General features: G+C 59.4%; 18 protein-coding genes and 1 tRNA gene. 18 read left to right on the top strand and 1 reads right to left on the bottom strand.

The genetic code is table 11. The features are described 5' to 3' along the window. Positions 1–16 precede the first annotated feature (16 nt). The 14 genes from HMPREF2605_RS05625 to ilvA all read left to right on the top strand — a co-directional run bounded on the left by HMPREF2605_RS05625 (position 17) and on the right by ilvA (position 19605). On the top strand, positions 17–3844 hold the full coding sequence (locus HMPREF2605_RS05625) for an ornithinee aminotransferase (protein ID WP_070847305.1): 3828 nt from the start codon (positions 17–19) through the stop codon (positions 3842–3844). 88 nt (positions 3845–3932) lie between these two features. Next, positions 3933–4679 carry a nucleoside triphosphate pyrophosphohydrolase gene (locus HMPREF2605_RS05620; protein ID WP_005506837.1) on the top strand — a complete coding sequence of 249 codons (747 nt, stop codon included), beginning with the start codon at positions 3933–3935 and terminating at the stop codon, positions 4677–4679. A 371-nt stretch (positions 4680–5050) separates the two neighbouring features. Continuing rightward, entirely contained in the window at positions 5051–6331 is a 1281-nt protein-coding gene (eno, locus tag HMPREF2605_RS05615) for a phosphopyruvate hydratase (RefSeq protein WP_049341512.1), read from the top strand. Between the two features lie 357 nt (positions 6332–6688). Next, entirely contained in the window at positions 6689–7597 is a 909-nt protein-coding gene (locus HMPREF2605_RS05610) for a beta-1,6-N-acetylglucosaminyltransferase (protein ID WP_080973343.1), read from the top strand. A gap of 101 nt (positions 7598–7698) precedes the next feature. Next, entirely contained in the window at positions 7699–8343 is a 645-nt protein-coding gene (locus tag HMPREF2605_RS05605) for a septum formation initiator family protein (RefSeq protein WP_049352122.1), read from the top strand. Between the two features lie 84 nt (positions 8344–8427). Further along, the gene (locus tag HMPREF2605_RS05600) at positions 8428–9027 is read left to right on the top strand and encodes a DUF501 domain-containing protein (RefSeq protein ID WP_049352121.1); all 600 of its coding nucleotides are present in this window, start codon (positions 8428–8430) and stop codon (positions 9025–9027) included. Between the two features lie 153 nt (positions 9028–9180). Beyond that, on the top strand, positions 9181–10134 hold the full coding sequence (locus HMPREF2605_RS05595) for a Ppx/GppA phosphatase family protein (protein WP_070847303.1): 954 nt from the start codon (positions 9181–9183) through the stop codon (positions 10132–10134). Positions 10135–10197: 63 nt separating this feature from the next. Next, a complete protein-coding gene (locus HMPREF2605_RS05590; RefSeq protein ID WP_070847302.1) occupies positions 10198–11829 on the top strand; it encodes a S8 family peptidase in 1632 nt (543 codons plus the stop codon). Between the two features lie 474 nt (positions 11830–12303). Next, a complete protein-coding gene (locus HMPREF2605_RS05585; protein WP_060823857.1) occupies positions 12304–13689 on the top strand; it encodes an NAD(P)/FAD-dependent oxidoreductase in 1386 nt (461 codons plus the stop codon). A gap of 261 nt (positions 13690–13950) precedes the next feature. Beyond that, positions 13951–14024: transfer RNA gene (locus HMPREF2605_RS05580), tRNA-Leu, on the top strand. Between the two features lie 623 nt (positions 14025–14647). Then, entirely contained in the window at positions 14648–15532 is an 885-nt protein-coding gene (locus HMPREF2605_RS05575; RefSeq protein WP_070847300.1) for a Cof-type HAD-IIB family hydrolase, read from the top strand. Between the two features lie 199 nt (positions 15533–15731). Further along, entirely contained in the window at positions 15732–16742 is a 1011-nt protein-coding gene (locus HMPREF2605_RS05570; protein WP_070644167.1) for a Bax inhibitor-1/YccA family protein, read from the top strand. A 172-nt stretch (positions 16743–16914) separates the two neighbouring features. Further along, positions 16915–18141 carry an AI-2E family transporter gene (locus tag HMPREF2605_RS05565; protein WP_070847299.1) on the top strand — a complete coding sequence of 409 codons (1227 nt, stop codon included), beginning with the start codon at positions 16915–16917 and terminating at the stop codon, positions 18139–18141. A gap of 210 nt (positions 18142–18351) precedes the next feature. Further along, positions 18352–19605, top strand: a complete 1254-nt coding sequence (gene ilvA, locus HMPREF2605_RS05560) for a threonine ammonia-lyase (protein WP_049355872.1) — start codon at positions 18352–18354, stop codon at positions 19603–19605. 158 nt (positions 19606–19763) lie between these two features. On the opposite strand, the gene greA is transcribed toward ilvA, so the two are convergent. Continuing rightward, a complete protein-coding gene (gene greA / locus HMPREF2605_RS05555) occupies positions 19764–20261 on the bottom strand; it encodes a transcription elongation factor GreA (RefSeq protein ID WP_044150727.1) in 498 nt (165 codons plus the stop codon). Between the two features lie 419 nt (positions 20262–20680). On the opposite strand from greA, the gene mca reads away from it, so the two are divergent. From mca to HMPREF2605_RS05535, 4 genes are all read left to right on the top strand, one after another. Further along, positions 20681–21652 carry a mycothiol conjugate amidase Mca gene (gene mca / locus HMPREF2605_RS05550; RefSeq protein ID WP_070847296.1) on the top strand — a complete coding sequence of 324 codons (972 nt, stop codon included), beginning with the start codon at positions 20681–20683 and terminating at the stop codon, positions 21650–21652. Positions 21653–21932: 280 nt separating this feature from the next. After that, a complete protein-coding gene (gene uppS, locus HMPREF2605_RS05545; protein WP_070847295.1) occupies positions 21933–22742 on the top strand; it encodes a polyprenyl diphosphate synthase in 810 nt (269 codons plus the stop codon). 113 nt (positions 22743–22855) lie between these two features. Next, on the top strand, positions 22856–23383 hold the full coding sequence (locus HMPREF2605_RS05540) for a prepilin peptidase (protein ID WP_070847293.1): 528 nt from the start codon (positions 22856–22858) through the stop codon (positions 23381–23383). Positions 23384–23510: 127 nt separating this feature from the next. After that, positions 23511–24017 carry an NUDIX hydrolase gene (locus HMPREF2605_RS05535; protein ID WP_070847291.1) on the top strand — a complete coding sequence of 169 codons (507 nt, stop codon included), beginning with the start codon at positions 23511–23513 and terminating at the stop codon, positions 24015–24017. Positions 24018–24106 lie beyond the last annotated feature (89 nt).

The following is a 24106-nucleotide window of genomic DNA, read 5'->3' as shown; positions in this document are numbered from 1 at the left end:
CGGAGGAGGACACCCAATGAGCTTCTTTGGAATCGGCAAGAAGAAGTTGGATGAACAGTCGCGCGAAGAACAGAGCGCCGAAACTGCCAAGGCTCAGAAAGAACAGGCAAGCGAAGACGCTCCCAAGAATGCACGACTGAGCCAGAAGATTATGGAACAGCAGCAGTGGGAGGACTCCCTGCGCCGCTTCGTGAAGTCTGAGAGCGCACGCCACCAGAACCACGACGAAGAGCAGAGCGAGGAGCACCGCGCTGTTGAGGATCTCAAGCGTGCCCTCCTGCACGGCGATGAGAAGGTTGAAGAATCTTCCGCTGCTGAGGAGCTGACCGAGGAACAGGCGGAGGAGCAGGAGCGCCGTAGCCTGCTGGCGGCGCTTGGCGCTTTCCCCCAGGATTCTGAGGAGCCTGTTGAGGTCGAGCAGATTACTGAGGTCCAGGACGTTAAAGAAGAAGCCGCCCCGGTTGCTGAGGCTGCTAAGCCCGCTACCCCCGCATTCCTGCGTGATGACGAAGAGACTGAAGCCGAGGACGCATCTGTAGAGGCTGAGGAACCTAAGGATGCCGCTGAGGACGCGCGTTCCCAGTTTGAGGAGCACCTGCGTGCTGTGCGTGCCCAGAACACCGAAGATACTGCCGCTGAGGTCGCTGAGGAGACTGTAGGCGAGGCAGAAGACAGCGAAGAACATGAGGTCGTCGAAGCATCTGTAGAACCCACCGACAACAAGTCTGAGAACGCTCATTCTGTATCTGAGCCTGCATCTGAGGATGCTCCCGCTGATGCTGAGGAGTCCCTGACCGTAGAAGACATGAAGGCTGCCCGTACCCGCGCCGCCGTCACCGAGGCACAGAACACCGGTCTGGACGACCTGGCGGCAGCCTATGCGGCACGCCTGGGCATCACCCTCGATAGCGAAGAGGAGACCTTTGGCGAGGTCGCCTCCGATGAGGTAATCGCTGAAGAAGCTCCTGCTGATGAGGTAGCTGCCGAGGAAGCAGAGTCTGCTGAATCTGTCGAAGACGCTGAGGCCTCTGAGGCACCCGCACCTGTTGCTGAGGTTTCTGAAGACTTCGAAGCCGAAGAGACCATTGACCTTACCGCAGGCGTAGAAGAGGCTGCAGAGCCTGTTGCCGCTGGTGAGGAAGAGCCGATTGAGGCCGTCGTTGAGGCACCCGAACTGCTGGCATCTGAACTTACTGAGGAAGAAGACGCGGTCTCTGATGAGACCGAGTTGCTCTCCGCTGTATCCGTTGAGGAGAAGCATGAAGCGCTCGAGGCTGAGGACTTCGACGCTGAAGAAGAGAACACCGCAGAGCTGATCTTTGACGCTTCCGCTGTTGAAGAAAGCACCGTGGAAGAAACCGCTACGGAAGAGCCTGCTACCAAGATTGAGGACTCCGCAGCTGAAGGTTCCGCTTCTGAGGAAGGTGAGCCTGCCAAGAGCGCCTCTGTAGCTCCTGCTCTTGTCGCTGTTGCTGCACCCGTGGCTGCTGCCGCTGCTGTTGCCTCCGCCGCAAAGGCTGAAAAGGCTGAGGAGAAGGCTGAGGAGAAGGCTGAGAAGGGCACCTCTCAGGGTGTCGCCCTGACCGCAGAGGCCATCGACAAGAAGGAAGCGGAGAAGCAGGAGGCTTCCGCTCGTGAAGAGTCTGCTAAGGAGCCCGCTGCAGAGTTGAAGGAAGCTGAGCAGAAGCTCAGCGAAGATGAGGCTGAGCTGGTTGCCGAGTCCATCATCCTGAGCGAGCCCGCCGAGGGTGCGGCAACCCTGCCCGCTCTCCCCAAGCAGCGCGCTCTCTACAGCCTGGCGGAGCTCATGCGCACCCGCGGTTCGGGCACCATGAGCCTGGAACTGCGCCAGGTAGATGAGGACATGCACTACCGTCTGCTGCACCGCGGTCGCGAGGTTGAAACCGGCATTGTGGTGCCCGGTGTTGACTGGTTCGCGCCCGTGGCGGCACTGTACACCGAGGCTCAGCAGGCCGGCGCGACCTGGAACCGTGCGGCGGTCTCCCTGAACCCGCGTCTGGGGGACGGCCTGGAGGTTCACGCATCCTACCTGGGTGCTGCGGACGGTCAGACTACCGACGAAAGCTTCCTGCTGGAAGGCTCCGCTGTCGAGGCTAAGCCCGTTGCGACCGCTGAGGCCGCTGAGGCTACCTCGCAGGATGAGCCTCAGGAAGCTGCTGTTCAGAGCGTTGACTCGGTTGAGGCTGAACGTGAGGCTATTGAGCGTGAGCTGGAGGCTGAGCTTGCTCAGAAGCAGGTAGCTAACGAGGTTGAGGCCGCTGTTGAATCTGCTGAAGAGCCTGCCTCTTCGGGCCTGGCGGCTGCTGCAGGTCTTGCTGCGGCCGGTACTGCTGTGGCTGGTTCTGCTGTCGCTTCTGCGCAGGAGAAGGAAGACGTAGAGGAGGCTGTTGAAGCTTCTGCCCAGCCTGCCCAGCCTGCCCAGGCTGAGTTTGCGCCGGTTGAAGCTGAATTCGAGCACGATTACGAGAACGACCCGGTCTTCGGTGCGGCTACCGTAGAGCCCGAGACTGAGCAGGCTGAAGAGTCTGCCGCTGAGGCATCTGAGGCTTCTGAGACCTCCGCTGAGGAGCTTGATGAGTCTGGCGAAGACATGGAAGCCGCCCTGGCTGCCATCGTTGCCAACGCTCAGAAGAAGCTGGATGCAGAGGAAGAAGCTCCTGCCGCTGAGGAAACTGCCGCAGTTGCTGAGGAAGCACCCGCTGAGGAAGCTTCGGCTGTCGAGGAACAGAAGGCTGCCGCTCCCGTGGTTGCTGAGTCCTTCACTCTGGATCGTACCCAGCCCGTTGAGGAATCTGCTGATGAGCCGGTCGCAGAGAAGGCTGAAGAGCCCGCCTTGCCCGCGTTCCTGGACGACTCTGAACTGCTGGCTGAGCAGGAGACCTCCGCTGCTTCCGCTGAAGCGCACGCTGAGGCACCTGCCCTGGAAGACGCTGAGCCCGTCGCTGAGAGCGCATCTGTGGCACCCGGCCTGGCTGGTGCTCTTGCCGCAGCTGCCGCAGTGGGCACCGCCGGTGCCGCTGCGAAGGCTACCGGCGTTCAGGAAGAGCCCGCTGAGAAGGTCGCTGAGCTCAAGATCGTTGAGGTGACCCCCGCAGCTAAGATTGCTGAGGCTCCCGTAGCGCTTGCGCCCGCCTCCGAGGCTACCGCTCAGACTGCACCGGCAGCACCTGTAGCAGAGGCGGCACCCGCTGCGGCGACCACCCCGGTTGCCCTGCCGGAGAGCACCCCGGCAGGTATCTCCTCCAGCATCTCGGCATCCGCGCTGAGCGAGCTCAACCAGCTGCCCACCATCGTGGCTGAGCCGGACACCCCCTCCGCCGCGGTGCAGAGCCCGCTGGTTCCCTCGGAGACTCAGCTGGCAGCCGGTAACCTGGTTCTGACCGAGGCTCAGGTCGCTCAGCGTCTGGCGCCGGTCGTCGAGCACCTCTTCGGCGAGAACGGCACCGCAAAGGACGCCACTACCGTGCTGATTCGTGTACGCGCCCTCGGTTCCTACTACGACGCCCTGACCCACGTGCGCCGCAACGGCTTCTGGGAGCAGGTCCGTACCTTCGAGCTGATTCCCGAAACCCTGCTGGACATTCCGGCGCTGAAGACCGACTCGTACAGCGAGGGTGAGGGCTCGCCGCTGGCTATGAGCCTGACCTTCACCCCGGGCGTGCCGGTTCAGGCGGCATTCGATTATGCGAATGAGCAGGCGTTTGTCACCTACCCGCGTCCGCTGGATGCTGAGCGTTATGTTGAGGAGCTGCGCATGTTCCCGCGTCTGGGTTCGAAGATCCCGGCTCATATGACGAGCGCGCTTTCGCACTGGAACCTCTAAAACCTTGTAAGGTGCGCCGCGCCGGCTCCCCGTGTGGGGGTCGGCGCGGCGCGCTATGTTTGTCATTTTTTCGATGAGGAAGATTGTTATGACTGATACCCCTAATACTCCTGAGGCTTCTGCGGCGCAGAACGTTCAGGACACCGCCGCCCGCGCGGCTGAAGCCTTCGGCACCCTGGTGGAAACCATGGCGCTGTTGCGCGCACCGGGCGGTTGCCCGTGGGATGCTGAGCAGACTCACGCCTCCCTAATCCGCTACCTGGTGGAGGAAGCCTACGAGGTTGTCGAGGCGGTAGAAACCGGCGGCGAGCCGAATATGCCGCTGCTGCGTGAGGAGCTGGGCGACGTGCTGCTACAGGTGGTGTTCCACTCTGATATTGCTGCGGCAAACCCGCAGGGCTTCGACATCGTGCAGGTGGTTGAGGGCCTTGTGCAGAAGCTTCGTTCGCGCCACCCCGATGTGTTTGCGGCTGAGTCTGAGGGCTCTTCGGAGGCGCCTCGCACCGCGGCTGAGCAGCAGGCGGCGTGGGATGCGTTGAAGAAGAAGGAGAAGAGCGACCGTGGCGCGCTGGATGGTATTCCACCGCATCTGCCGGCGCTCGCTATGGCTGAGAAGACTGCTGTGAAGGCACGTAAGGCGGGTATTATTCTGCCGCCGGAGCCCACGAGCATGGAGGACGACCTGCGCTATATGCACACTGAAGAGGAATTCGGCGAGCTGCTCTTTGCGTTGGTGAGCCGCGCACAGCGTAATGGTTTGGATCCGGAGCGTGCCCTGCGTTCGTACACTCGTCGCTATATTGCTCAGCATACGCATGATGAGCCGAGCTATTAGAAACGCTGGTTGAGTTCTTCTGTGAGACGCTTTGAAATCTGTTCTCTGAGGGAATGAAAGGTTTCAAAGCGCCTTCTGTTTGTTTGGGGTTGTGTTGGGCAACCGTGAGGATGCTCGTGGCACATGCCCCGGCATTTGGGCTCATGTTGTGCTTTGGTCGAGTACCCACACCCTCACAATGTGGGGGAGTGTGGGTCTTGTTCCGCTTTGTAGCGCCTGACTAAGGGTTATCTAGACCTTCATTAAGGCAATAAAAAAGCGGTGGCAACTAGTGTGTTTGTGTGGGAGTTTTGCTAGAATTTAGGGGACGCGACTTGTCCACTACCGGGTGAGCCGTTCACATCCTTGACATCTCATAAGGAGAACAATTCATGGCTGTTATTACCGCAGTTCACGCACGCCAGATCCTGGATTCCCGTGGCAACCCGACCGTTGAGGTTGAGGTTCTGCTCGAAGACGGTGCTTTCGCACGCGCAGCTGTGCCCTCGGGCGCATCCACCGGTGAGTGGGAAGCTGTTGAGCGCCGCGATGGCGACAAGTCCGTATACCTGGGCAAGGGTGTTCTGGGCGCAGTGAAGTCTGTTATCGAAGAAATCGCTGAAGAGGTCATCGGCATTGAGGCTTCCGACCAGCGCGCTGTTGACGCAGCCATGATTGCTCTGGATGCAACCAACAACAAGGGCAAGCTGGGCGCAAACGCAATCCTGGGTGTCTCCCTGGCTGTTGCTAAGGCTGCTGCTGAGTCCGCTGACCTGCCCCTGTACAAGTACCTCGGCGGCCCGAACGCTCACGTTCTGCCCGTCCCCATGATGAACATCCTCAACGGTGGTTCTCACGCAGACTCCAACGTTGACATCCAGGAGTTCATGATTGCTCCCATCGGCTTCGACAACTACTCTGACGCTCTGCGCGCAGGTGTTGAGGTTTACCACTCCCTGAAGTCCGTGCTGCACGACCGCGGCCTGGCAACCGGCCTGGGCGACGAGGGTGGTTTCGCACCCAACCTGGAGTCCAACGCAGCTGCACTGGACCTGATCGTTGAGGCAATCGAGAAGGCTGGCTACAAGCCGGGCGAGCAGGTTGCACTGGCACTGGACGTTGCATCCTCCGAGTTCTACAACGACGGCGCATACGAGTTCGAGGGCCAGAAGAAGTCCGCAGCTGAGATGAGCGCATACTACGCTGACCTCGTTGCAAAGTACCCCCTGGTTTCCATTGAGGATCCCCTGGATGAGAACGACTGGGAGGGCTACAAGACCCTGACCGAGCAGATCGGTGACAAGGTCCAGATCGTCGGTGACGACCTGTTCGTGACCAACCCCGAGCGTCTGGCTCGCGGTATCGAAGAGGGCGCAGCTAACGCTCTGCTCGTGAAGGTGAACCAGATTGGTTCGCTGACCGAGACCCTGGATGCAATGGAGCTGGCACAGCGCCACGAGTACCGTTGCATGGTTTCTCACCGTTCCGGTGAGACCGAGGACGTCACCATCGCTGACCTGGCTGTTGCAACCAACGCTGGCCAGATCAAGACCGGTGCTCCCGCACGTTCCGAGCGCGTTGCTAAGTACAACCAGCTGCTGCGCATCGAGGAAGAGCTGGGCGACGCAGCTGTTTACGCTGGCAAGTCCGCATTCCCCCGTTTCAAGGCATAATGACGCTTGAAAGCTTATAAGGGGATGCTCTGCTGAACTTCCCTGAACAGGCCGGGTCGATCCCAATACATCGTGAGGTAATTCATCACGTTATGTATTGTGGGTCGGCCCGGTTTTTCCTTGTCAGAGGCATATAATATTGGGTATATACTCACTCACGCTTCATACTTTCAACTGGTTTAATGCGTCAATTGACGGCTTAAGCCTATGAGCTAACTGGTGCTCTCTGCTCGGCTAATCGGGTCGTACCTGACTATCTCGTGATGTGATTCATGACTGGTAGTTGCGGTGCGGCCTTATTTTTTATGCCTTGATAGGACACCCAGATCTTTCCACTCAATTTCTTAAAGGACTGTCATGACTGTATGTTTTATGATCCTCGCCCATTCGCGACCTCAGCAATTTCTTGAACTCACCCGAATCATTAAAAACTCGGGTGGAGAAACAGTCGCTTTTATTGATAAAAAAGCTAATTTGCAGGAATTTGAAACTGCTGATGCTCATTTTGTAAGCCGCCGGTTTAACGTTAACTGGGGAGGTTATTCCCTGACACGTGCTATGCAGGTTCTGCTGCGTGAGGCTCTGCAAACCTACCCCGACGCTCATCACTATATTTTCTTGTCTGGCCAAGATTATCCGGCTCGTCCGCTCACTGAATACATTGAGTACCTAGGCCGAGAAGAGAACCGTGACCGATGCTGGATGAACTTCTACGCAATGGCACCTGGTACGCAGTTCTATACTGTTTTGAAGTACCCGCGTTCCTATGACTTGAAGGCGCGTTTGGGCAATAAGGTGTACGCCCTGGTTCAGAAACTTTGGGACGTATACTACTCTCGTCGGCCTCGCATGAAGTATCCGGTGCAGTTTTACCGTGGCTCTTCTTCTTGGGTTGTTTCTCGTGAAGGAGCGCTGGCAATGGTGAAATTCCTTGATTCCAATCAGGGCAAGGCTATGCAGAAGTTCTTGCGGAAAACCCACGTTTCTGATGAGATTTGGGGTGCCACTGCTCTCCTGAATTCTTCTGCGAAGGAACATGCTACCAACTGGGATACCGATGGTCAGCTTGTTCCTGGAACTATGAAGGAAGAGAACAAAGTTTATCACCATTACATTGATTGGGATCCTGAACGCGAGAACCCCGCTCTTCTAAATAGTGGTGATCTTGAGAAGATTGATGCGTCAGGTAAGTGGTTCATCCGAAAAGTTGATGCTGAAAAATCGCAGGATTTGCTCGATATTCTGCGTCAACGACAGATTTTATAATCCTCAGCTCCTGCCCCATCCGTGAAGAAAAGTGGTGCTACGAACCCGGTAGAATATGAAGGAAGCGCTTAGCGGTACAGAATGGAACGAGGGACAGAGCAATGAGCCAGCGAGCAAACCAGCAGACCCGGTCGCACTCTAAGAGTTCCACCGAACCCGCTCAGGGCGCTACCACCTCCGAAGAACCGCGTGGCGCCGCTAAGGAAGCCCGCACCTCCCTGATGAAAAAGGCTAGTGCCCTTTTCTTCGGCGTGGGCTTGAACCAGCGCCACCCCGAGCGTGAACGTCAGGCGCAGGCTCGCCGTGAGGAGCGTGCCCGCCGCCGCGCCGCAGCCCAGCAGGGCAGTGAAGAAGGCGGATACGATGCCCCCGTGGCGGCTCATATGTTCTCCGGTCGTAGCTTCCTGACCGCTGTTGTGGTGGGCGTGATTGCGCTCGGTACCGCATACCCGGTGGTCACCTACATTGACCAGGACCGGGAAATCAAGCAGATCAACACGCACATTTCCCAGCTGCAACAGGAGAACGCCCAGCTGAAGGCGGAGCAGACCTGGTGGAACGACGACAACTACGTTCGTCAGCAGGCACGTAGCCGCCTCTACTACGTGAACCCCGGCGACACCCCCTACGTGGTCACCGGCATTACCGAGGACTCCACGAAGGCGGACGGTACTTCTGCGAACGCGAAGAACGCCCCCGAGGAAGCCTGGACCACGAAGGTTTGGAATTCTCTCGAGAAGAACTAGCCCCAGCCACCGGCAGGAACCCTGCCTTGGCAAGCACCCGGCACAAGCGGACGAGGTGACCCCTCGTTCCAGGAACTTAGGATTATGAGCACCGAAAACACCATTGAAGAGCTGAAGGCACGCACCCCCGGCGGCTTCGGCGTAACTGTTGAAACCCTGACCCCCACCGAGCAGGACATCCGCGTTCTCTCCGCGCAGCTGGGCCGTAAGGTCCGCGACGTGGTTGAGATTCCGGCACGCTGCGTGTGCGGTAACCCGCTTGTGGCTGCGACCGCGCCGCGCCTGAGCAACGGCACCCCCTTCCCGACCGTGTTCTACCTGGCGCATCCGGTGATTACCGCTGCGGCTTCCCGTCTGGAGGCGGGCGGCCTGATGTACGAGATGACCGACTCGCTGGCTGAGGACGCCGACTTGGCGGCACAGTACGCTGCCGCACACGAGAACTACCTGGCTGAGCGTGAGCGCATCCGCCTGATCAGCGGCACCGAAGAGGTCCCGGAGATTGACGGTATCTCTGCCGGCGGTATGCCGACCCGCGTGAAGTGCCTGCACGCTGTTATCGGCCACACTCTGTCGGTGGGTCGCGGCGTGAACCCGATGGGTGACCGCGGCCTGGACGCTATCGCCGAGTGGTGGACCCCCGAGGTCTGCTCCTGCGACCCCGCGTGGCGTGAAGAAGCCTAAATATTGATTCTGGTGCGCCCGCATCGTCTTGAAGGACGGTGCGGGCGCATAATAGATAGAAGAAAGAGCGCCGAAAAGCGAAAATTTTTCGCCTACGGCGCTCGCGTTGCCTTTTGGCACTGATTGGTATTGAAGACCTGAAAGGAACCCACCGTGCGCGTTGGAGCGATTGACTGCGGTACGAACTCTATTCGCCTGCTGATTGCTGATTCCACTACTGAGGTGGTGGACGGGGTCGAGAAGACCGTCCTGAAGGACGTTGTGCGTGAGATGCGCATTGTGCGTCTGGGTCAGGGTGTGGACGCGACCGGCTGGCTGGCGCAGGAGGCGCTGGACCGTACTTTCGCTGCGGCTCGTGAGTACGCGCAGTTGCTGAAGGAGCACGGCGCTGATTCGGTACGTTTTGTGGCGACCAGTGCGACTCGCGATGCGGGTAACCGTCAGGTGTTTGTGGACGGTATCCGCGAGATTTTGGGTATTGAGCCCGAGGTTATCAGCGGTGATGAGGAAGCTGCGCTGTCCTTCGCCGGTGCGGTGCGTGCTGTTGGCTACGGCGATGGCGACACCCTGGTGTTCGACCTGGGCGGTGGCTCCACCGAATTCGTGCTGGGTGACGAGTCGGGCGTAAAGGCTTCGCGCAGCGTCAATATTGGTTGTGTGCGTCTGACTGAGCGTCACATGATGAGCGCTCCGTCGACTGAGTCGCAGATTGCCCGCGTTGAGGCTGATACTGATGAGGCTCTCGAGGTGGCTCGTAAGACTGTGCCCCTGCAGGATGCACGCCGTGTGGTGGCTGTGGCTGGTACCGCAACCACTGTGGCTGCTGCCGCCCTGGGTCTGGACCGCTACGATTCTGAGGCTATTAACGCTCAAAGCTTCTCCGTAGAGACCGTTCAGAAGACCGCCCGCTGGTTGGCTTCGCTGAGCCGAGCCGAGCGTGAGGAGCTCGGCTACATGCACCCCGGCCGGGTGGATGTGATTGGTGCCGGCGCGACGATTTACGCTCGCATCCTGACCCGTCTGAATGAGATGACTGATGGTGCCGTGGATTCGGTGACCGTCAGCGAGCACGACATTCTGGACGGTATCGCTCTGTCCCAGCTGTAGGCTTGAGCGCTCGCGCCGTGAACCGATGGTGGTTCGCGGCGCGGCTCAGCTTGAGGAGTTTTAATGTTCCATTCTGAGCGTCGGCGAGGTATGCCCCTGCCCGGCTGGTCTGTTGCGCCGTCTTTCGCCTGTGCGTCTCGTGTATTTGGTGTGCGCGCTTCGGTTGGTTCTGACCGAGGCGCTACTCGCCGCATCCCTAAGGTTGCAGCTTTGGGCGCTAGTGCCGCGTTGACTCTTCTGCCGTTGTGGACTCCGCTGGCGCCTGCCGCTTGGGCGACTGACCCGACGCCTTCCGCGTCCCCGAGCCCGAAAAGGGAGGTGACTGCGACTCCTTCGCCGTCGGCTACTGCGGTGCCGAAGACTTCTGCGACTCCGAGTAAGGGCACATCGACCACGAATGGTGATGATGTTCGTCAGCGTGAGTATTGGCTGAAGGAGTACGGTATTACGTCCTTGTGGTCGCAGGCTACGGGTAAGGGCGTGACGGTTGCTGTGATTGATACGGGCGTGGATGGTACTCACCCGGATCTTGAGGGTAATGTTCTGCGTGGTTATGACGCCTCGGGCGTGGGCAGCGAGGACGGCTGGAAGGGCCTGGGTGCTGAGCCGATGCACGGCACGGAGGTCGCTTCTCTGATTGCCGGTCACGGTCACGATACGCAGGGCTATTCTGCGATTGCGGGTCAGCCGGGTAAGCCGACCGGTGTGATTGGTGTGGCTCCCGAGGCGAAAATTCTGCCGATTTCGCTGAATATGGGTACGACCGGCGGTAAGAGTATTGATGAGCAGATCCCGGCGGCGGTGCGTTATGCAGTCGACCACGGGGCTCAGATTATTAACATGTCGATTGGCTCGAATAAGACGAGCTGGCCGCAGAGCTGGGATGAGGCGTTTGCCTATGCGGAGCAGAAGGGCGTGCTGATTGTTGCGGCTGCGGGTAACCGCGGTAGCGGCTTGACGCAGGTTGGTGCTCCGGCGACGATTCCTGGCGTGTTGACGGTGGGCGGTATTGACCGGAATAAGCAGGTTTCTGAGGGCTCGTCGACTCAGGGTATTTCGATTGCTGTGGTTGCTCCGAGTACGGATATGATTGCGGCTGCTCCGGGTAATGGGTACATGATTTGGTCGGGGTCTTCGGCTGCTGCTCCGTTGGTGACGGGGGTTGCGGCGTTGTTGAAGCAGAAGTATCCGAAGGAGTCGGCGGCTCAGTTGGCTCAGCGTCTGATTGCTTCGGCTGATGATGCTGGCGCTACGGGTCGTGATCCGCTGTACGGCTACGGTGTGTTTAACCCGCAGGATGCGATGGCTTTAGCGGCGCCTACGGTGACGGCGAATCCGTTGGGTTCTATTTCTGAGTGGATTGCGGTGCACCGTAAGCAGCAGGTGAGTGAGCCGACTCCTAGCGATGCTGCGCCGGTCCATGAGGAGGGCGAGAGCATTGTGAAAGCGGCTGCGCCGGATGCGCGTCGCCCTCCGGAGGATCGTGGCTGGTTGCCGCCGGTGATTTTGGCGGCGCTGACGTTGTGGCTGACGATTATTACGGCTGGTTCGGTGCATCGTTTGCATAGGATGCATGTGAGTGCGGGGCAGGCTGCGCGGATGGCTCGTGAGATGGCACATCATCCGGGTACTCATCACGGAAAGCACCGTGTTTCAAAGGGGTCGCAGCAGGGTGCTCGGAAGGGGACTCGTTAGGGTTCTTGTGAGTCTGGGATGCCGGTGTTTTTCTTCTCTGTGGGGGGCTTCTCCTGTTCGCCCGGGGCTGACTTTTGAGTTAGTCCCGGGCTTTGTTATGCGGGGGCTGGCTTTCGACGGGGGAACACCCCAATAAACGAAAATATCGAACATGCCGCGCAAAAAACAGAAAGGGTAATTTTGACCGTAACCCGCATCGCGAGATGAACCCTGTTCATATCTTCAAAACTTTTAACTTAGGGTCAGCTCAAAGGGGCCATAAGTGCGAAATCACCTAAACAAAGGCGTAAAATAAAAGACAACAGGTATGTGATAGACAGGCTCGAGCTGCTAGCCACTTCGCGTTGCGCAAGGACTTCCAGAGCGAGCCACTTTGTACGTCAGGGGAGCTTTCGGAACGAGCCGAAAGTTGCACATACCACCCTACTGAAGGGCTACCAAACCTTCGGTACCTGAAGACTAGGAAGTAACAAAATGGCATTCACTAAGGTGGCACAGGACCGTCCTCGCGTCCTGATCGTCGGTGGCGGCTACGTCGGCTTCACCGTTGCTAAGAAGATTCAGAAGGCTATCAAGGAGACCGGTGGCGTCGTCACCATCGTTGAGCCGAACCCCTACATGACTTACCAGCCCTTCCTCCCCGAGGTTGCAGCAGGTTCCATGGAAGGCCGTAACGCAACTGTGCCGCTGCGCCAGCACCTGCGCGACACCGAGCTGATCCCCGGCCGCGTTGTCTCCATCGACCACGCAAACCGCACCGCTGTTGTTGAGCCCACCGACAACGGTGAGCCCTTCGAGCTGAAGTACGACGAGATTGTTCTCGGCGCAGGCGCTGTGACCCGCGCGTTCCCGATTCCGGGTCTGGCAGAGGTCGCTATCGGTCTGAAGACCATTGAAGAGGCAGTCTCCGTTCGTAACTGGGTTCTGGACCGCATCGAGGTTGCATCCATGCTGTCCGACGCTGAAGAGCGCCGCCGCGCCCTGACCTTCGTCATCGTTGGTGGTGGCTTCGCTGGCGTTGAGACCATCTCCGAGCTCGAGGACATGGCACGCGTTGCTGTCGAGCGCAACGAGCGTCTCTCCGTTTCCGACCTGCACTTCGTCATGGTCGAGGCTGCACCGCGCATCATGCCCGAGGTCCCCGCAGACCGTGCAGAGAAGGTTGTTGCAGAGCTGCGTGCACGCGGCATCGAGATTCTGCTGAACACCTCCCTCTCCGACGCAACCGACGGCAACCTGCAGCTGATCAACATGGCTGACAAGTCCCCCGCAGGCGAGATCAAGACCGACACCCTGATCTGGACCGCAGGTGTGGCAGCATCCCCGATGCTGAAGAACACCGACTTCCCGATCGACGAGCGTGGCCGCGTTCGCGTGAGCGCAGACCTGCGCGTCACCGGCGATGACGGCGTGGTTGAGGGTGCATGGGCTGCAGGCGACAACGCAGCTGTTCCGGACCTCTCCGGCGGCGGCGTGGGTGGCTTCTGCGTTCCCAACGCTCAGCACGCTTCCCGCCAGGCTGTCGTTCTGGCTAAGAACCTGCTGGCTGCTCGCCGCGGCGAGCCCCTGACCGACTACTACCACGAGACCATCGGTGTTGTGGCAGGTCTGGGCCTGTGGAAGGGCGTTGCAAACTTCAAGGGCAAGACCATTGGCGGCCCGCTGGCATGGATCATGCACCGCGGCTACCACGGCTCTGCAATCCCCACCACCGAGCGTACCGTTCGCGTTATGACCACCTGGGCACTGAACCAGATCTTCGGCCGCGACACCTCCTCGATTCGCCACCAGCGCTCCCCGCGCCTGGCATTCCAGGAAGCAACCGGTACTGCACCGGCACGCCAGAAGGCAAAGCTCTAAAATAGCCTGACTTAGGGGTATGCTCCCTGAGATAGCGCACTTGAGATAAAGCAAAGGGCGGTGTGGAAGACTTCGGTCTTCTGCACCGCCCGTTTTTGTGTCCGGATGCTCGCCAGCTGCCCGGCTTAGTCGCCCACCTGTGCTTTTGCGTGGTGATTGCTGTGGCTGAGCGTGGGGAACCGTTTGAAATGTGTTTCTGCTTAGGTTCGGGTGCGTTTTCGTGGAATAATAGGTGTTTGTGCCCCGAACTATGCGGGGTGCGCCCCCATAGTCCAATTGGCAGAGACAGAGGACTTAAAATCCTTGTGTTCTGGGTTCGAGTCCCAGTGGGGGCACTGCGTTGAGAGGCAATATAGAGCCGATAGGCATATATAAGTGAGCGGCGGCTCTTCCCGTAGGGGAGGAGTCGCCGCTCGCGTGTTTGAAGGTTTACATGTCTGGGTTTTTTGGGGGGGGGGGTAAAAGACGATGCCCCCGACCCATACTATCGGGGGCATCGTGGAGTGGCGGTGCGGGCTATGGCATTCCGCGCACTCTCTTCACCGCGGATAGAAGAGCTCGTCCTCTGCCGGAATCAGGACGGCTGGCGGTGAAGTCTGGTGAACCTGCAGGTGATTGCCTGCCTCGGTCATGTGTGGAGGCAGGAGGCGGTTCAAAGCTTACTTGCGGCGCGCGGTCACGAGCGCGTCGATGGAGAACTTGCCTGCGCCGCTGTATTTCGTGGTGTTGTTCATGCCTTCAAGCTTGACAAGTAAAGTTTTACACTTCAAGTAAGTCTAGTTTGTGGAGAAAAAGAGTGCAAAACAGGGGGTTTAGATGACGTTTTGTGACGGGGCTCCACGCCCTAAAACACCCGCGAACCGTCTTCCGGAGCTCAAAAAACGTGAGACCCTATAAAGAGACACAGCCACAGACGCACCCCTGCCTGAACGGGGGAGCAGAGTCAGAAAGGCACAGCATGCAGACTAAACCCTCCATCATTGCCGTCGATATGGACGGCACCTTCCTCACCGACTCCAAAACCTTCGACACCGAACGGTTCGCGCGCATCCTGCCCCGCCTGCAGGCGCATGGAATCCACTTCGTCGTGGCGAGCGGAAATACCCATGCCAAGCTACAGGACTATATGCGCGGTTTCGAGGACCAGGGCCTCACCTACATTGCTGAGAACGGCGCGTACCTCGCCGATGACAGCGGTCAGCTTGCCGTGCATCCCTTTGAGGAAGAGGATATCCCGCGCATTATTGAGGTAGTGCAGGGGCTGGACCAGATCGGTCTGCTGGTGTGCACCACCGAGGGTATTTACCTGCCCAAGGATCGTTGCGATCAGATTGTGCACATGATTCGCGGCTATTTTGAAGACACCGGTCAGGAGCTTCCCGAAACCCTCACCCTGGAGGACTTTGCGGCGTTCTTCTTCCCCGGCTCGGTCATGGTTGACTCTATTGAAGATTTTGAGGGTGCACCCATTAAGTTCCCGCTGCTGACTCCGCCTAAGCAGACGCAGCAACTGAGCGTCTACTTGCGTGAGGTTCTTCCGCAGACCGTTACCCCGATGGTCAGCGGCTTTGGCGCCATCGACTTGGTGCGCACCGGCGTCAACAAGGCAACCGGTCTGAAGGACCTGTGTGAGCGCCTGAACGCCGACCCGGAGGGTATTCTCGCTTTCGGTGACGGTGAGAATGACATGGAGATGCTCCGCTATGCGGGCTGGGGTGTTGCTATGTCTAACGCCCCGGAGGTTGTGCGGAATGCTGCTGACGAGGTGATCGGCTCGAACGAGGAGCAAGCAGTTCTGGATTATCTGGAGCAGCTCCTGGATCGTTTGGAAGCTTCGCAATAGAGACTTCACGAAGAGGCACACAGAAGCGTTTGCGTGCGGGGCGGTGTGGACTTGGGTGAACCTCAGGTAAACACCGCCCTGAAATATTCTGGCAAGGTCGCCAGATGCGCTTGCTGGTAACGAACAGCGCCCGTGAGCGCAGAATCTATCCGATAGAATTAACAAGAATTAGTTTTGTCCCCGTATGAAGGAGAGAATGATGGCGGGAAATCCGCTTCTGAATTCAATGACGAAGAATGCCACTCAGGGTGACTCTCGTTTCGGTCGCTTTGGTGCGCAGTCTCAGCAGAACAACCAGCAGGCGTACGGTCAGCAGCAGGGCTACGGCCAGCAGACTTACGGTCAGTACGGTCAGCAGTCCTACGGCCAGTACGGCCAGCAGGGCTACGGTCAGAACGCATACGGTCAGCCCCAGTACGGTCAGCAGCCCTATGGTCAGCAGTACGGCCAGCCCCAGTATGACCAGCAGGCACAGTACGGCCAGCCGTACGGTGAGGCTGACTACGGCGTAGCGGCTCCCACCTACTCGGAGCCCATTTCCGCAGGTGAGCGTCTGACCATGAACGATGTCATGGTCAAGACCGGTATCAACCTGGGTCTGGTCGCTGTCGGTGCCGCCGTTGCATGGCATGCACCGGTGCTGCTGCTCCTGGGCATGGTTGGCGGCCTGGTGCTGGGTCTGGTGAACTCCTTCAAGAAGAAGGTTTCCCCGGTCCTGGTCATGACCTACGCGCTCATGGAAGGCCTGCTGCTCGGCGGCCTGTCCGCAGTTGTGGATATGCGCTACCCCGGCGTGGCAATTCAGGCGGTTCTGGCAACCCTCGTGGTTGCAGGTACCACCCTGGCTCTGTTTGCGAACGGTAAGTTGCGCGCAACCCCCAAGCTGAATAAGATTTTCATGATTGGTGCGCTCAGCTACCTGGGTTACGGCCTGGTGTCCATGCTGACCGCGGGTATCTTCGGTTCCTCGCTGAACAGCTTCTCTATTGGTGGTATTCCGCTGGGCCTGGTGGTTGGTCTGTTCGCTGTTGCGCTGGCAACCTACTCGCTGCTGCTGGACTTCACCACCACCTCCGAGGCTGTGGAGGCTGGCCTGCCCGAGCGTGAGTCTTGGCGCCTTGCTTTCGGCCTGACCGCTTCTCTGGTCTGGCTGTATGTTGAGATCCTGCGTGTTCTCATGTACCTGGCAAGCATCTTTAGCAACGACTAAAGCTCACTTTGAGGCGGCGGTACCGTGATGGTGCCGCCGCCTTTGCCGCTTTACTTCCCCGATGTATCGAGGCGCAGGGGAGGGGCGCAACAACATCACCACATACCGCCTCCGCTGGGGCAGCCGAAGCTGCCCCGCGCGGGCGCGACACCGATAACGAGTTGGAGACACCGTGAAAATTACACCTGTTGCAGAAGAGCATGTAGCCGAGGAGGAGCGCGGCTACCGGGTGCCTTTTGCTATGGAAGTTGCTGGTGCTTGGGCGTGGCGCATCATTATGATTGCCGGTGCCGGTTGGATCCTTTGGAAGGGCCTGGGGCACGTCTCCCTGCTGGTTATTTCTCTTCTGGTGGCTCTGCTGCTGGCGGCTCTGCTGAGCCCCGCCGTGATGCTTCTGCGTAAGAAGGGCGTTCGTGCCGGTGGCGCGGCGGCTATTGCCGAAATCGGTATGATTCTGGTGCTCGCCGGTATTATTTCGCTGACCGGTCAGCAGATTCTGCGCGGTTTTGTGTCCATGGCGGATAAGGCGATGCAGGGCTACCAGCAGCTGATTGGTTGGCTGAAGAACCTCGGCTACGAGTTCGGTGCAGACCAGCTGAACCAGCTGTTGGATCAGATGGAGAGCGCTGTAACCAATAACCCCAGCTCCGTGCTGCACGGTGTGTCTCAGGTGGGTTCGACTGCGGCTGAGGTTGCGACCGGTACCCTGCTGACTCTGTTTACCCTGGTTTTCTTCCTGATGGAGGGCGAGCGTATCTGGCTGTTCGTCACTCGCCTCTTCCCGAAGGATGCGCGTGCCGCAGTCAACGGTGCGGGTCGCGCGGGTTGGAAGTCCCTGGGTGCGTACGTGCGCGTTCAGATTCTGGTGGCGGCTATTGACGCTATCGGCATCGGTATTGGTGCTGCAATTCTGGGTGTTCCGCTGGCTATCCCGCTGGGTGTGTTGGTCTTCCTCGGTTCTTTCGTTCCTGTGATTGGTGCCCTCATTTCTGGTGCTGTGGCGGTGCTGCTGGCGCTGGTTGCTCTGGGTCCGGTGCAGGCGCTGATTATGCTCGGTATCGTTCTGCTGGTTCAGCAGCTCGAATCCCACATTCTGCAGCCGCTCATTATGGGTAAGGCTGTCTCCCTGCACCCGCTGGCGGTTATTTTCTCGGTAGCTGGTGGCTCCATGATTTTTGGTGCGGTGGGTGCTCTGTTCGCCGTGCCGACTCTGGCTGTGGTCAACTCGGTGGTGCGTTATCTGGCGAATCGTGACTGGGAGAAGGAGGCGCCTCGTGAGGAGGAGTTCCTCTTCCCGCATGAGCTGGAGCGACGTAAGAAGGCTGAAGAGGCTGAAAAGGTGAAGGAAGCTAAAGACTCCGAAGGCTCTGAAGAATCTCAGGAATCTGAGAAGGCTTAGAACTCAGTTCATTGTGACTAACCGCGGGCTAGACGCTCGCACATAACCTAGATCGGGGGCCGTTCTTGCACTACCTGTTGAGAGTGCGGGGACGCCCCCTGCTTTATGTCGGCGCATCCTCTAAAATGGAGTGTGCACTGTGCCACCGCGCGCCCTTCTGCGTGTGGGGCTAGATGCCGCCAGAATACGTACCATCAGAATGGAAACCTCGTGAGCGTAGATCTCGACTCCCTGCCCGTGACCCTCACCGACATTGAACGTGCCGCAGAGCTGCTCGAAGGCGTTATTGAACGCACCCCCGTCGCTCATTCGCGTGCGCTGAGCCAGCGCCTCGGTTCCGAGGTTTTCTTTAAGTGTGAGAACCTGCAGCGTGCCGGTTCCTTCAAGGTGCGCGGCGCGTACGTGCGCATGGCGAAGCTTTCCGAGGAGGAGAAGAAGCGCGGCGTCGTGGCGGCGAGCGCGGGTAACCACGCTCAGGGTGTGGCTCTGGCGGCTGACCGTCTGGGCATTAAGGCTCGTATTTACATGCCGCTGGGTGCGGCGCTGCCGAAGATTACTGCGACCCGTGATCACGGTGCTGAGGTTGAGCTGCACGGCGTGACCGTGGATGAGGCTCTGGCGGAGGCGAAGCGCTACGCCGAAGAGACCGGCGCGGTGTTCGTGCACCCCTTCGACAATGAAGACATTATTGCCGGTCAGGGCACCATCGGTCTGGAGATCCTGGAGCAGGTTCCGGACGTTGACACCGTGATTGTGGGTGTTGGCGGTGGTGGTCTGCTGGCTGGTCTGTCCGCTGCTGTCCGCGCGAAGGAGCAGAAGCTCGGCAAGAAGATCAAGATTATTGGTGTTCAGGCGGAGCACGCGGCGGCGTACCCGCTGTCTCTGGCTGCGGATGCTCTGGTGCCGCTGAAGAAGGTTTCCACCATCGCTGATGGTATTGCGGTGGGCCGCCCCGGTCAGATGCCTTTCTCCATCATCAAGGAGCTGGTGGACGATGTGGCGACCGTGAGCGAAGACGATATCGCTCGCGCCCTGATCTTCCTGATGGAACGTAACAAGCTTGTGGTGGAGCCTGCCGGTTCGGTACCCGTGGCGGCGCTGATGAACGGCAAGCTGAAGGAAGAGTACGGCGACCTGGGTACGGTCGTGTGCGTGCTCTCCGGCGGCAATATTGACCCGATGCTGATGCTGAAGGTGATTCAGCGCGGTCTGTCGGCGGCTGGCCGCTACATGACCGTGAAGATGATGCTGTCTGACCGTCCGGGTGAGCTGGCGACCATCTCCCGCATTATTTCCGAGAACGACGCGAACGTCACCGGTGTGGACCACACCCGCGTGGGTGGCTCGCTCTCCATGGGTGACGTGTCGATTACGATCGACATGGAGACCAAGGGTGTGGAGCACTGCCGCCAGGTTATTTCTGCCCTGGAGGATGAGGGTTTCAAGCCCATCATCGTCTACTAAGCCGATATATTTATTAGCCGACGAGCTGTAATAGGTGCGCCTGCGACGTATAGGCAGAACGCGAGAATAGACAAAAACAGTGCGGGGTGCTGACCGTTGATGGTCAGCACCCCGCACTGTTTGTTTTATATCTAGCGCTGTCTCTTAGCTCTAATCTCTTAGCCCTGGTAGGGGGTTGCGGAGATAATCTTGGCGCTCAATTCCTTACCGTTCGGAGCGGTGTAGGTGACCTCGTCGCCCTGCTTAGCGCCCATGATTGCGGCACCCAGCGGCGACTTCTCGGAGAAGACCTTCAGGTCGCTACCTGCCGGCAGAGTGTCCTCAATTTCGCGGGAGCCGAGCAGGAACTTCAGGGTGCGGCCGGCAACCTCAGCTTCGATAACCATGCCGTGTTCTACCACGCCGTCGTCAGCAGGAGTGTCGCCGATGTGCGCGGTTTCCAGCAGGTGCTTGAGCTGCTTGATGCGAGCTTCGTTCTTAGCCTGCTCGTCGCGGGCGGCGTGGTAGCCGCCGTTCTCGCGGAGGTCACCCTCATCGCGTGCCTGCGCGATGCGGTCAACGATTTCCTGGCGGTACGGGCCGGAGAGGTACTCCAGCTCCTGGGTGAGGCGGTCGAAGGCATCCTGAGTGAGCCATGCACCGGTGTTTTCAGCCATGCGTGTCCTTTGCTTATGCGCCGGCTCTGCCGGTGCGAAACGAATAAACCCGCTACCGCGTGCCGCGTTCAATGCGCGGAGGTGCCGGTAACGGAATGAATCAACAGACCTATTCTAGAGCACCGGAGGATTTTCGGCTGTTATGCCGGTCGTATCTTCCCCTCTGAGCGCATCTTCGTCGGTACGCACGCCTGTAGCTGAACGCTCCGCCAGCATCAGCCTGTTTCATGCCCAAGAATCTGCTGATATGACGGCATGTTTCACGATGTCACACGGCGTCATCTGCGCTAGTGTACCGGCGCTATCCTTGGGTATCATACGAGAAGCTACAACCGTAAAATTTCTGCCGTGTAGCGCTCGTATTCGCGAGTCACAGACACATCATCGACCCCCTGGCGCATCACCTAAAGGAGACCACCGTGAGCGAAGCCATTGAACAGCTGAAGGCAAACCTGCCGACTCACCCTCCCGTGGACTCCCTCAAACCGCTGGAGGAGGACTACACCGGTCTGCGTATCCTCGCGGTGCACGCCCACCCGGACGACGAGTCCTCCAAGGGCGCCGGTACCGCCTCGGCGTATATTGCCCGTGGTGCCCGCTTCATGGTGGCGACGATGACCGGCGGGGAGCGCGGTGACATCCTGAATGGGGAGGTCGATAAGAGCCCGCGTGCGCACCGTGACCTGCCGGGTCTGCGTCGTGCTGAGATGGCGGCTGCCCGCGAGATTATGGGTATTGAGCACCGCTGGATTGGCTTCTTCGACTCTGGTCTGCCCGAAGGCGACCCCATGCCGCCGCTTCCCTTCGGTAGCTTTGGCACCATGCCCCTGGATCGTGCCGCCGCGCCGCTCGTGCGTCTGGTGCGTGAGTACCGCCCGCACATCATCATCACCTATGACGAGATTGGCGGCTACCCGCACCCCGACCACATCATGACCCACAAGGTTGCCGTGGAAGCATTCGAGAAGGCAGGCGACCCCGAGGCGTACGTGGGTGAGGGTGAGCCCTGGACCCCGCTGAAGCTCTACTACGACCGCGCATTCAACCCCGAACGCACCCTCGCCCTGCACGAGCATCTGCTCGATACGCACGGTGAGAGCCTGCTGAGCGGCTGGATTGAGAACATCGCGCACCGCGCTTCCTCGGGGGAGGCGCCTCGCCACGAGACTACGACCCGCATCCTGGTTCACGAGCACTTTGAGCAGCGCGATCAGGCTTTGCGCGCGCACGCCTCGCAGGTGGACCCGAACGGCGTGTTCTTCGCCGTTCCCAGTGAGAAGCTGAAGGATATTTGGCCCTGGGAGGACTACACGCTGGCCGCCTCGCACGCTGAGGTTCAGCTGCCCGAATCTAGCCTGGACGAGGGCCTGAGCGACTACTACGTTATCTAGGCTGGGGTGCATCGCCCCGCGCGTTACAATGATGCCCTTCACCCACGATATGAGTCGTAGGTGAAGGGCATCATCCATTCTTAGGCGCGCGATGCGTGCAGCCCCTGTGCACAACCCCGAACGCCGCCACCAGATGCCACAAATTTTGAGCCGATTCTCAGCCCAACCGTGATGCCGATTGCCGCGAAGGTACGGCGCGGCGGCGTAGAATAAGAGCTTGGACTCTTTCGTTATGAGCCCGCTGAATTATCTGCCACGACAGCCGAATGAGGTATGAGCTATGAGCGCCAACGCCCTGCCCGTGATTACTGTGCACGGCCACGCCAGCAACCCCGGCACTGTCACTGAGCCTACCGTCTATGAGCAGGCTCTGGCGCGCTCGCTGAGCCCCGAATCCCTGCCGGCACATATTGGAGTGCTGGTGGACGGTAACCGCCGCTGGGCGGCTCAGCGCGGCTTGAGCACCCGTGAGGGCCACGCCGCCGGTGCGGAGCGAATTATTGATTTTCTGGCCTGGTGTACTGAGCTGTCGATTCCGCAGGTGAGCCTGTACATGCTCTCCACTGAGAACCTGAAGCGCCCCGAGAAGGAACTGACCGGTCTGGTTGCTGTGATTGATGCGTTCCTGGTTCGTCTGGTGGAGTCTGCCTGCGGCCCGGTGCGCGCCATCGGCAATATTGACCTGATTCCCCGCCAGCTGCATGAGCGCCTGGACTGGGCGATTGAGCAGACCGCGCGCCTGCCCGGTGTTCGCGTGAACATTGCGGTCGGTTATGGCGGCCGCCAGGAGATTGTGGATGCGGTCCGCTCGGTTCTGCGTGAGGCCGCCGCTGAGGGTGCATCCTTGGAATCGCTTGCTGAACAGCTGAGCGTTGAGGATATTTCTTCGCACCTGTACACCGCCGATATGCCCGACCCGGACCTGCTGATTCGCACCTCGGGCGAGCAGCGCCTGTCCGGTTTCATGACCTGGCAGAGCGCGTACTCTGAGTTTTATTTCTGCCGCGCCCTGTGGCCCGATTTTACGCGCGTTGATTTTCTGCGTGCCCTGCGGGACTACGCGAACCGTTCCCGCCGTTTCGGCTCTTAGAAGCTTCCTAGAGGCTATGGGTCTAGCGCCGTCGGATTGTGTTTCTCGGCTGGTAGCCTCCGGTAGTACAGGTTCCAACGTTACAGCCTCCAGCATTACAGAATGGACGTTCTATGCTCGCTGAGCTTTCCCACCTCTACCACGCAGGCGGCACCTCCGTTATTGCCGCTCTGGTGCTCGGCAGCTACCTGCTGTATTTTCTGTGGTGCACCCTGCGGCTGTGGCGTATGGACGTGCGGGAGCACCGTCTGCCGCACCGCATCCTGATTCCTTTGGCTATTGCCACCTATACGGCGCTGCCGGTGTCTTTGCTTTTTGCCGGTCGCCCCGCCGATATTTGGCGTGTGATTGGTGCCGGTCTGGTGCTGTGGTTCTGCTACCTGCTTCTGCGTATCCTGTCTTTTGGGGCGCTGGGCCGCGGGGATGTGAAGCTTGCCGGCATTCTGGGCGGCGTGCTCGGGTACCTGTCCTGGGCGAATCTGGGCTGGGCGTCGCTGGTGACGTTCCTTGCCGGTGGTCTGGTGTCTTTGGCTCTGGTGCTGTTTACGAAGGCGCGCGGTAGCACCCGCATTGCTTTCGGTCCGTTTATGCTTTTGGGGGCGCTGGTGGCGTTGGCTGCTCCGGCGTATTCTCTGTGGTAGATTTCGAAGTAGGGTGACCGTCCGGCTAAGTGGCGGGCTTGTTCTGTGTGCGGCTCGCGGCTGTTTGCTCTGCTCTCTAGCACCTATTTCTCGGCGGAACTGCCGGGGCTTTTGAAAGGTTGATGTTATGCCTACTCCTCCCTATATCCGTAAGCTGCGTGAGCGGATCGGTTCGGATTACCTGTGGCTGTCCGGTGCGACGGCTGTGGTGTACCGTGAGCAGGATTCTAAGGTGCTGCTGGTGCGCCGTAGCGATAACGGGGCGTGGACCCCGATTACGGGCATTGTGGACCCGGGGGAGAGCCCTGCACTGACCTGCCTGCGTGAGGCGCAGGAGGAGGCGAACGTGCAGATTGAGGTGCTGGAGCTGGCTCAGGTGAAGGCCGATCCGGCCATGCAGTTCGGTAATGGTGACCGCTGCCAGTTCTTGGATCATACGTTCTTGTGCCGCTGGGTTTCTGGTGAGGCGAAAGTGAATGATGAGGAGTCTTCGCAGGTGCGTTGGGTGGATGTGTCTGACCCTGCGGAGCGTGCGTTGCTTTCAGAGCGGATGCTGGACCGTATTGATGCGGCGCTGAACTATGACGGCCACTGCCGTTTTGGGCTGGAATCGGTGCCGCCGGAGGACCTCTAGACCGGCTACTAGACTTCGTGAAAGCCGCTGATTGAGGCGTGCATAGACAGAAGGAGGGACGACCCGCCGTCATGGCGAGTCGCCCCTCC

Origin of the sequence: Rothia sp. HMSC065C03, assembly GCF_001837295.1 — a bacterium.
Lineage (GTDB): Bacteria > Actinomycetota > Actinomycetes > Actinomycetales > Micrococcaceae > Rothia.
Note: the sequence above shows the minus strand (reverse complement) of the source record. Positions and strands in the feature narration are given on the sequence as shown.